This window comes from Pararhodospirillum oryzae, from assembly GCF_007992075.1.
Classification (GTDB): domain Bacteria; phylum Pseudomonadota; class Alphaproteobacteria; order Rhodospirillales; family Rhodospirillaceae; genus Pararhodospirillum; species Pararhodospirillum oryzae.
Map to the genome: position 1 here is coordinate 16,801 of NZ_BJZO01000032.1, position 10,066 is coordinate 26,866.

Genomic DNA, 10,066 nt, shown 5'->3' on the forward strand with positions numbered 1-10,066 from the left:
CATGAGCGCGTGCAAGCCCTTCCCCGTTGATCTTGCCGCCGATCAAAGCGGCCTGCCCCACTACGAGCCGCCGCCGTGCCAGGTGGCCTGCCCGGTTGGAACCGACGTGGGATCCTATGTCGGGCTGATCTGGCAAGGCGACCTGCCGGGCGCGCTGGAGGCGATCACCGCCACCAATCCGTTTTCCAGCGTGTGCGGCCTGGTGTGCGATGCCCCCTGCGAACCCGCCTGCCGCCGCGCGAGCGGGGATGGCCCGGTCGCGATCCGCGCCCTCAAGCGCTACGTCATGGAGGCTCTGGGGCCGTCGTTCCACCTGCCCGCCATCACCCCCGACAAAACCCAGCGGGTCGCGATCATCGGGGCCGGGCCGGCCGGCCTGACCGCCGCCCAGGACATCGCCGCCGCCGGCTATCTGGTGGATGTCTACGACGCCAAAAACCGTCCGGGCGGGGCCCTGGCCTGGGGCATTCCCGATTTCCGCCTGCCCGCCGAGATCGTTGAACAGGACATAAATCGCGTTCTAGAACGGTGTCCGGGGATCAGCCTGCACCTGTCGGCGCCGCTGGGCGAGAAGGTGTTTCTGGATGCCCTGCGGGCCGACCACGACGCGGTGCTGCTGGCCCTTGGCGCCAACGCCGGGCGCAGGCTGGGCGTCTCCGGCGACGGGCTGGACCAGGTGGTGGATGGCCTGTCGTTCCTGGCCCGGATCAACGGGGGCGAGCGCCCGACCCTGCCCTCCCACGTGGTGATCGTGGGCGGCGGCGACGTGGCCATGGACGCCTGCCGCGCGGCCCGGCGCCTGCCCGGGGTGAACAAGGTCACGGTGGTGTACCGGCGGGGGCAAGAAGACATGCCGGCCCGCGCGCATGAACTGTCGGCGGCCCTGGCCGAAGGGATCGAAATCCTCTCCCACGCCCAGCCGACCGCGATCGTGCCCCGCCCCAACGGCGAGGTCGAACTTCGCTTGCGCCGGACCGAGGCGGGGCCGGTGGGCGCCGATGGACGGCGGTCCTTCCGCGAAATCCCGGAATCCGATTTCGGCCTGAACGCGGGGCTGATCGTGGCCGCCGTGGGCCAGACCACCCTGGGCGAGGAACTGGAGCGCCACGGCCTGCTGGCTGGCGGGCGCCTCAAGGCCGATCCCGTCACCCTGGCCACGCCGCTCCCCCGGGTGTACGCCGCCGGCGACGCGGCCAGCGGGCCATCGACGATTGTCCAGGCGATGGCGCAAGGGCACAAGGCCGCCTACATGATCCTGGCGGCCCTTGAAGGCGAGGAGCATCCGGCCCCCTATCACCCGCCCTACCGCTCGCGCTTCGCGCCCGTGGCGCAAGATCCCGAATGGGAAAAACTGGGCCGCGAGGACCCCCGCTTCCTGGGCCTGGGGGATGATCCCTGGGCGGAGGCGGAAGCCGGCTTCGATGCCGAGGCCGCCCGGCGCCAGGCCGCGCGCTGCTATCGCTGCGACACCGAAACCGGCTCGACCGATTACACGGTCAAGATGCGCGAAGCCATTTTCGCCCTGGCACGTCCGGATCGCGACACGGCTGCGATCGCCCGGCGGACCACCGAGCGGCTGAACGCCCGCACCCCCGCTCCGGCCCAGCCGGCGCCGACCTTCGACCAGCTGGTGTTCCTGCCCGCCAACCTGACCCGCCTGGTCATCGATCCCTACCGCGAGTCCTGCCGCACGGCCACGCCTTTGGGCGAGGGGCTGGATCTGGCCCATCCGCTGCTGGTGGGCGGGCTCGATGGCGCGCCCGGGCCGGTGCGCGAGGCGGCGGCCGCCGCGCTGGCGGCGTCGGGCGGGGCCTGGCTGGGGCGCACGCGCCCGCCCCAGGCCGGTCTTCCCTGGATCCAGGCCCTGGCTCCCGGCGACAGCGCCGACGCGTCCGCCGTTCTGGTCCTGGCCCTGGGGGGACCCCACGCCCCGGCCACCCGGCCCACGCTTGCCCGGCCGGGACAGTTGTGGGGACTGCGCGCCACCCCCGAAACCGCCGGCGCGGTGCTGGCGCTGGCCATCGAGGCCCGGCCCGACCTGCTGCTGGTGGACGGGTGCGGGACCCTGCCCGCCGACTGGGCCGACCGCGCCCAGGCGCCCGACCTGGGCTTGCTCCCCCGGGTGATCGACACCTTGCGCGCCCACCGGGCCGAGGAAGCGTTCCCGATCGTGTGGTTCGGAGGCCTGCGCTCGGGGTCGGATCTGGCCAAGGCCCTGGCCCTCGGCGCCACGGCGGGCGTGGTCAGCATGGCCGCCGGTCTTGCCCTGGGGGGCGCCCCGGCGGATCAGGGGCTGGCCTTCCCGCCGGATCTGGACCTCCAGGCCGCGCGACAGGGCCTGGAACAGTTCCTGAAGGCGGCGGTGTCGGAAGGCTCGATGATGGCCCGGTGCACCGGCAAGACCGACATCCACAACCTGGAGCCCGAGGACCTGCGGACCTTGTCGCTGGCGGCCCAGGCCGTGACCGGGCTGCCCATGGCCGGCGTGCGCGCCCCGGCGTGAGGTCGCGCCGAGGGGGAAGCGAGGCGCACATGCTCCCCCCTCGGGCCCGCGACCAGGAAATCAGGCCCGGATGACTCCCGCCCCCCGCAATCCATACAAAAACATATAAAAACTTTCATCCATGCCGACGACCGGTTTTAAAACAAATCAAACAAGAAACAGGCGGGTCCCGGACAAAAGGGCCCGCCTCTTTTTTGACCAACCCGAATATTTTTTGCTAAATTTTTAGCATTCAACGCGTTGAACGTGGGTTTTCCATGCCCCGCCTCGCCTGTGGCCTGGACAAAATCGCGCCAGTGCCTCAGGCTTGCCCGATTGAACGGCACCCCGATCTCACTGGTTCGAGGGATGACATGGGATCTTTCCCGTCCCATTCGTATTTTTCCTCTCGACCGGGTCAAGGCGGGCATGGGCGTTAACGCGGAGGGGCGAACATGGCACAGGCTCACCTGGTCCTGACGGAAAGCGCGGAGCGCTCCCGTGCTCCACACCCTGATGCCTCCCCCCGGCCACTCGCCGTCGCCAATGCCAACCAGGCCCCCGACACCCTGACGGCCGAGGATCTGGCCTTGATCGTGGCCTTGATCGGCCATGCCCGCGCCCTCACCCGCCATGGCATCACCGCCGCCACCACCCAGGCCCAGGCATTCGACGAGATCGCGGCGCGCACCGGCCATTTGACCCGGGCCCTTGAAAGCACGGAAAAAACCCTGGAAATCTCGAATACCCGGGGTGCGGCGGTGCGCGCGGCCACGCAAGAGCAGATCGCGACCATTGCCCAGGCCATCCGCGACCGCCTGGACGCCAGTGCCCGCCACCTGCACGAAAAGGGCGCGGCGGCGCAAAAGGTCCTGACCTCGATCGGCGCGATCGGCCAGAGCGTGCGCATGCTGGCGCTCAATGCCCGCATCGAGGCGGCCCGCGCCGGCGAGCATGGCCAGGGGTTCGCGGTCGTGGCCGGCGAAGTGGGCGCCCTCGCCGGGCACACCTTGAAGCAGGTGGAAGAGGCGGCCCGGGCCCTGGATTTCGCCGAAGTGTTCGTCACCTTGGAACAAACCGTGGAAGACGTTTCCACCCGACTCGCCCAGTTGCGCCGTCTCACCGAAGGCTCGCTGGGCGACCTGGAAACCCTGCGCACCGACCTGCACGACGACGTGACCGAAATCGCCAGCCACAACGGGGTCATCCGCGAGATGATCGACCTGGGCAACGCCACCCGCACCCGCACCTTGGACAAAATGAACTGGATGGGCGAGGAGCTCGACGCCCTGACCGGCGCCCTGGCCGAAGCGCCCCAGCGGCGGGTGCAGGCCCTGAAGGCGATCGCCCACCACCATCACCTGGCCACCGATCCCCACCACGACCGTCTGGCCGCGATCCGGGCGCGGGGGGAACTGCGCGTCGCGGTCGAGCCCCGGTTCGTGGGGCTTTCCTTCCGCCGCCAGCCGGACGGGGCCCTGGAAGGCCTGGATATCGAATACGCCCGCGCCTTCGCCCGCTGGCTTGGCGTGGAGTGCACCTTCATGGAACACCCCTGGGACCAGTTGACGGAACTGCTGGTCGCGGGCCGCCACCCGGGCGAGGCCCCGGCGGACGTGGTCTGGAGCGCGCTGCCGCCCAGCGCCAGCTATGGGGCCGTGGCCTATTCGGAAACCTATACCTGGCTGCCGTTCGTCCTGGCCCGGCGCAAGGGAGACAAGCGCATCGCCGATCTGGCCAGCCTGGAAGGCAAGGTGGTGGGCCTGATCAACGATCCGGCGGCCTTCGCGGTCCTGGAAGCGGCGGGCGTGCGCTGGCAGGCCAACGCGCACAAGGCGGGCGGGCGCGTCCGGCTGGCCAACCTGGTGGCGTATTCCGACCAGGGGCGCATCCATGACTGCCTCGCCAATGGCATCGTCGATGCCTTTTGCGTTGATCTGCCCATTTATCACTGGGCCTGCACCGCCCCGGATAGCCCCTGGCACGGACGCCTGGAAATCCTGCCCGGCAATCTGGCCGCCCAGCCCTATTATTACGCGGTGGGCGTGTGCGCCGACGCGGCCAGCTATCCGCTTTTGAAGGCCATCAATGCCTTCCTGGCCGAGTTCCACCACAAGCCCGAGCGCGAGGCGCTGGAACGGCGCTGGCAGGGGCAGGCCTGGCCCGGCACGATCAGCTACCGCGACGAAAGCGGCGACCTGATGGGCGAAGAGGCCCTCCAGCGGCTGGCCGAGCGGGTGGGCATGGTGTGATGCCCGGTTTTTTCTGGTTTTTCGCACGCCCGCACGCGCCAGCCCTCCTCCCTTCCCGCGCCGGGGGCGCCCGGGAAAGCCGGCGCCCCCCTTCCGCCACCCGCCGGAAAAGCGGCGTTATTCCTTCAGCCGCACGGCGAAGGTATTGCGGTTGCGCTCGCCCACGCGCTCGTAGTCGAACCGGTCCACGCCGTCCATGGCGAGCATGATCCCCAGGCCCCCTTCGTCCCGTTCCTCCAGGGGGATGGAAAGGTCCTCGGCGTCGGGCCCTTCCAGGGATCGGGGATCGAACGCCACGGCGTCGTCTTCCAGGCACACGACCAGTTCGTTGTCTTCGGTCACCTCCACGCTGACGTCCAGATGCCCTTCCAGGCCGTTCTCCTGGTAGCCGTGCAAGACGATGTTGGTTGCCACCTCGTCGACGGCCAGCATCAGGCGGTAGCCCCTTGAGGTCGAAAGACCGGCGGCGTCGGCACGCTGCTTGACCAGATCGCGCAAGGGAGCCAGCGCCGCCAGATCGGCGGGGAATCGGGTTGCAGACACAAGACCGCCCTCCCCTTCCAGAAGCCTTCAGGCCGGCGCCTGATCGACGATGTACACGCTGTGATGGAAGCCGGTTTTTTCCAGCGTATCCACGATCGCCGGCTGGGGCGCGACCACGTAGATATCAACCCCGGTTCCCAGCTTCTGCTTGGCGAAAATCAAAACCCGCAGCCCGGCCGAGGCCATGAACGTCAGGTCGGCCACCTCCAGCACCAGACGGGTGGGGTGCTGGGCGGCGAGGGCTTCGATCTCCGTCTTGAAGAGCGGCGCGGAACTGGCGTCCAGCTCGCCCTTCAGAACCAGGGTCGCGACGGCGTTTTCGACGCCACCGGAAATTTCAAGGGTCATGGTTGTTTCCTTTTTATAGGCGATTTCAGGGGGCGGTTTCAGGAGACGGCTTCAGGGGTGCCCCTCTCCGTGGACCGGATTTCCCGTCAGCGGGCCACCAGGATGAGAACCGAACGCGGCCCCAGCAACACCCGGTCCTGATCCTCCAGGAGCGGCTCCTGGCCCAGGTCAAAGGCATCCTCGGGCGCGGCCATGCCGGTGTTGGCCACCACGTGCCAGCGCCGCCCGGCGCGGGGCCGGGGCAGGTCGAACCACAGCCCTTCCCAATAGGTGTTGGTCGCGAGGTACACATCGTCGTCGGCGCCACCCGGCGCGTAGGCCCCGCACAGCATCACCCCAAGCGCCTTGCTCCAGCCCGCCCATTCGGGCCGCCAGGCCTGGGTGCCGTGAAAGCTGATGTCGGGCAGGCCGACCTGGGCGTCGTCGCGGTGCACGAAGTGATGGCTCCGCCGCAGCACGGGATGCGCCTTGCGAAAGGCGATCAGGCGTTTGGTGAAGGCCAGCAGGCCGGCATTGGCATCCACCAAGGTCCAGTCGAACCAGGAGATCTCGCTGTCATGGCAATAGGCGTTGTTGTTGCCGCCCTGACTGCGGGCCACCTCGTCGCCGGCCAGCAGCATGGGGACACCCTGGCTGAACAGGAGCAAGGCCAGGGCGTTGCGCATCTGGCGCGAGCGCAGGGCGTTGACTTCCTCGTTATTGGTCGGGCCCTCGGCGCCACAGTTCCAGCTGTTGTTGTCGTTGGCGCCGTCGTTGTTGTTCTCGCCGTTGCTCTCGTTGTGCTTTCCGTTGTACGAGACCAGATCGCACAAGGTAAAGCCGTCGTGACAGGTGACGAAGTTCACGCTGGCCGAGGCGCCCCGGTACCAGTAAAGATCCGGCGACCCCTGGAGACGCTGCGCCAGCGCGCCCACGCCGCCTTCGGCGCCGACCAGGAATTTGCGCAGATCGTCGCGGTACTTGCCGTTCCACTCGGCCCAGCGGCCATAGTTGGGGAACGACCCCACCTGATAGAGCCCGCCCGCGTCCCAGGCCTCGGCCACCAGCTTGCAGCGGGCCAGGATGGGATCATGGGCCAGGCTTTCGATCAGGGGCGGATTGGCCAGCGGCGCCCCGTTCTGGTCGCGCCCCAGGATGGCCGCCAGATCGAAGCGGAAACCGTCGATGTGGTATTCCGAGGCCCAGTAGCGCAGGCAGTCGATCACCATGCCCCGAACCACGGGGTGATTGCAGTTCAGCGTATTGCCGGTCCCCGAGAAGTTGTAGTACCAGCCCTCCGGGGTCAGCATGTAATAGGTTTTGTTGTCGATGCCCCGGAAGGAAATGGTGGGGCCGCGATGGTCGCCCTCGGCGGTGTGGTTGAACACCACGTCCAGCATCACCTCGATGCCGTGGCGGTGCAGGTCCTTGACCAGGGCCTTGACCTCGTCCACCTGCATGCCGTACTTGCCGGTGGCGGCGAACCCCGCCTTGGGCGCGAAAAATCCCAAGGTGGAATATCCCCAGTAATTGACCAGGGTTTCGCCGGTTTCCGGATTGCGCCGGCTGTTTTCCCACTCGTCGAACTCGAAAATAGGCATCAGTTCAACGCAGTTGATTCCGAGGTCGAGCAGATAGGGGATCTTTTCGCGCAGACCCGCGAAGGTCCCGGGCGCCTTGACCCCCGATGACGGATGGCGGGTGAAACTGCGCACATGGGTTTCGTAGATCACCAGATCCTCGGTCGGGATCTCCAGGGGCTTGTCGTCCTCCCAGTCGAAATCCTCGAACGCCAGGCGCGAGCGGTGGGGATAGGGCCGGTCCCATTCCGGATCGCCCATCCAGGTATCGCGTCCGCCGATCACCTTGGCATACGGGTCGCAGACGATGACCCGGGGGTCGAAGCGCTGTCCGGCCTCGGGGTCCCAGGGGCCTTCGAAGCGATAGCCGTATTCGATTTCCTCGTACTCAAGGCCGAAAACCATGATCGACCACGTGTTGCCCATGCGAAAGGCGGACGGAATGGGAATTTCCGCCATCGGCTCCGAGGCGCGCTTTTCAAACAGAACCAGGGTGCAGGCGGTGGCGTGGGTCGAGTAGATCGAGAAGTTGACCCCGCCCGGGACCAAGGTGGCCCCGAAGGGAATGGGCCGTCCGGCGCGGGCGCGGTATCCTCCCAGTTCGTGGGTCGGATAATAGTCGATGCGGTCCGTGCCTTCGATCATGACGTGCCCTCCAGCAAGGCCACCGCTTCTTCCAAGGTGTCGGCCAGGGCGAAAAAGCCGATGAACCCGGTGTGGCTCATCACGTCCTGGATTTCCTCGCTCACGCCCACCAGCGCGATCCGTCCCTTGCGGGCCTGGAACTGGCGATACAAGGTAAGGAGCATGCGCAAGCCGGCGCTCGACATGTAATCAACCTGGCTCAGGTCCAAGATCACCCGGTCGATGCCCGCGACGGCCGGCAGGATTTCCCCTTGCACCTCGGGGGCCGTCTTGCCGTCGATGCTGCCGTCCACCGCGATGACCTTCACGGCCTGGCATTCGCTCACGTTGATGGCCATGCTCCCCACTCCTTCAGTCCAGCGGATTTCCGATCAGCCCAGCCAGCTCACCGGGCTGACCTTGACCTTGACCCGCACCGGGTGGTCGGTCTTGGGCAAGGTCACGGTCAGGGCCTTGGGATCGAAGGCCGTGTAGGGCGCGTCGTCGATCAGGCATTCGGTGATGGTGATCGAGCCGGGCGGCAGGATGTCGGGGGCGACGCGCAAGGTGCCGCCAAAGGCGCCGGGCTGGGGCTTGAAGTGCAGCCACAGCGGTTCGCGGGCGATCAGAAGGTTGATGTAGGTCGCCGACAGCAAGCACAGCTCGGTCGAGTGATAGCCGCTCATGGAGTGGCTGCCCTTGAAGCGCTCGTTGCCCAGCAGGTACGGCAGGCCATTGCACAAGGTGTTGAAGTAAACGGCGCCGTCGTCGTGATCGAGGAAGAACGCGTTGTAATACGCCGCCGCCTCGCGCGAATGGCGCAGGTATTCATCGTCGCGCAGCACGCCGTGCATGATCAGATAGCACAAGATGGCCTGTTCTTGCTGCCACCACGCCTTGCGGTCGTGCCATACGAAGCGGTGATGGCGCCCGCCCGGCTTCTGGACCCGCTCGACCACGTCGTACCAGCCGCCGCGCTGCTGGTCGGAGCCGGCTTCGGGCATGACCTCGGCGATCTTGCGCGCGAAGTCCACGTATTCCTGCTTGGGCTTCAGCGAATGCATCCGCATCAGGTTCCAGGCGATCTTCAGGTTATGGCCCACGACCGCCCGGTTCTGCTGCCAGCCCCAGGACTGATCATGGCTCCAGTCCTCGAAGAAGCGTTCCTGCACGAAGGGGCTGTTCTCGTAGTCCGGGAAGCGCCGGGTGATGGTGTCGAAGGTGTATTCCAGGAAATCGGCGTGGGCCTGCTCGCCGGTGGCCAGCCACAGGTTGATCAGATAGGCCGGGGCGTGGTCGCCCACCGAGTTCCAGTTCTTGCGTGCCTTGTTATGGGCCAGCGACTCGGCGCGGGGATCCAGGGTCACGGGGTCGATGTGCGAGAAGTAGCCGCCGTGCTCGGAGTGATCCTTGTAGTACTTTTCGAACAGATCAATGGTGTGATCGATGTCGAAGCGGATGCGCGGGTCGCCGGTCAGGCGGTAGGTCTGGGTGGGGCCGGCCAGGGCGTAGATCTGCTCGTACATCGGAATGGCGTCGTAGTCGTCGCCGAATTGCGAACTGAGCAGCTTGGTTTCGCGGGCCCCTTCCACCTTGATGCCATGGTACCAGTAGATCAGATTTTCATCCTGATCGAAGAAGCGCATGTGCTCGCGCAGGTATTCGGTGCCCCGCTCGGCCCCTTCCAGGAACTCGTCCTTGCCGGTCAGCATGTAGGCCGAGGCAAAGCCATACACCAGGCGGGAAATGGTATCGGTTTCTTGCAGGAAGTCGCCCTTCTTGGTGCCGGCCAGGTGCAAGATGGTGCGGTAATTGGTGAAATCGATCGGCTGGTTGGGCCAGCCGAACTGCCACTTCAGATAGGAATGGGCGATGGACTCGATCTGGTGAATCCACCAGTCCGGTTCCTCGTGGCGCACGCGGCCCGGGCCATCGCCGGGGAAAACCATCCACTGCGCTTCAAAAATCACCTCCTCGTCCTCGGTCGGGTAGAAGGTGCCGTAAACGTAAACCATCTGCCGGTGCAAGGCCAGCAGGCGGTCCAGCGCGCCCGTGGCGTCGCGGTAGTCTTCTTCCAGGTTGAAGGTGAAGCGGGCATAGGTCGTCGGCGTCAGATGAACGGTGAACAGCCGGCCGTCCGACGTGCGCAGCCCGAACCGGCGTTCATCCCGATCGTAATTGGTGACATAGCCGGCGATCGTATCGGAAAACGTGAAATCCAGGCCCATGGCGATCATTCTCCGTATCGATCATGCGAG

7 protein-coding genes are annotated in these 10,066 nt (G+C 66.6%); 2 read left to right on the forward strand and 5 right to left on the reverse strand.

All coding sequences use genetic code 11. The annotated features are described in order from the left end of the window. Position 1: 1 nt before the first annotated feature. A complete protein-coding gene (locus ROR02_RS07065; RefSeq protein WP_170245007.1) occupies positions 2-2,503 on the forward strand; it encodes an FAD-dependent oxidoreductase in 2,502 nt (833 codons plus the stop codon). Between the two features lie 434 nt (positions 2,504-2,937). Continuing rightward, positions 2,938-4,734, forward strand: coding sequence for a methyl-accepting chemotaxis protein (locus ROR02_RS17550; RefSeq protein WP_147163319.1), 1,797 nt, complete (start codon positions 2,938-2,940; stop codon positions 4,732-4,734). Positions 4,735-4,851: 117 nt separating this feature from the next. Here the strand turns inward: ROR02_RS17550 and ROR02_RS07075 are convergent, their stop codons facing one another. From ROR02_RS07075 to ROR02_RS07095, 5 genes are all read right to left on the reverse strand, one after another. Continuing rightward, positions 4,852-5,277 carry an ATP-binding protein gene (locus ROR02_RS07075; protein ID WP_170245008.1) on the reverse strand — a complete coding sequence of 142 codons (426 nt, stop codon included), beginning with the start codon at positions 5,275-5,277 and terminating at the stop codon, positions 4,852-4,854. Between the two features lie 27 nt (positions 5,278-5,304). Beyond that, entirely contained in the window at positions 5,305-5,625 is a 321-nt protein-coding gene (locus ROR02_RS07080; RefSeq protein WP_147163321.1) for an STAS domain-containing protein, read from the reverse strand. Positions 5,626-5,711: 86 nt separating this feature from the next. Further along, complete coding sequence (gene glgX / locus ROR02_RS07085) at positions 5,712-7,829, reverse strand: glycogen debranching protein GlgX (RefSeq protein WP_147163322.1); 2,118 nt, start codon at positions 7,827-7,829, stop codon at positions 5,712-5,714. Beyond that, positions 7,826-8,167, reverse strand: a complete 342-nt coding sequence (locus ROR02_RS07090; RefSeq protein ID WP_147163323.1) for an STAS domain-containing protein — start codon at positions 8,165-8,167, stop codon at positions 7,826-7,828. The genes glgX and ROR02_RS07090 overlap by 4 nt, the downstream gene beginning before the upstream one ends. A gap of 33 nt (positions 8,168-8,200) precedes the next feature. Further along, positions 8,201-10,045 (reverse strand): AGE family epimerase/isomerase, encoded by a 1,845-nt coding sequence (locus ROR02_RS07095; RefSeq protein WP_174823017.1) that lies wholly within the window; start codon positions 10,043-10,045, stop codon positions 8,201-8,203. Positions 10,046-10,066 lie beyond the last annotated feature (21 nt).

Bases quoted from the DNA above. Each gene is read 5' to 3' on its own strand.
- ROR02_RS07065 (WP_170245007.1), top strand. From the start codon at position 2: ATGAGCGCGTGCAAGCCCTTCCCCGTTGATCTTGCCGCCGATCAAAGC.
- ROR02_RS17550 (WP_147163319.1), top strand. From the start codon at position 2,938: ATGGCACAGGCTCACCTGGTCCTGACGGAAAGCGCGGAGCGCTCCCGT.
- ROR02_RS07080 (WP_147163321.1), bottom strand. From the start codon at position 5,625: ATGACCCTTGAAATTTCCGGTGGCGTCGAAAACGCCGTCGCGACCCTG.
- glgX (WP_147163322.1), bottom strand. From the start codon at position 7,829: ATGATCGAAGGCACGGACCGCATCGACTATTATCCGACCCACGAACTG.
- ROR02_RS07090 (WP_147163323.1), bottom strand. From the start codon at position 8,167: ATGGCCATCAACGTGAGCGAATGCCAGGCCGTGAAGGTCATCGCGGTG.
- ROR02_RS07095 (WP_174823017.1), bottom strand. From the start codon at position 10,045: ATGATCGCCATGGGCCTGGATTTCACGTTTTCCGATACGATCGCCGGC.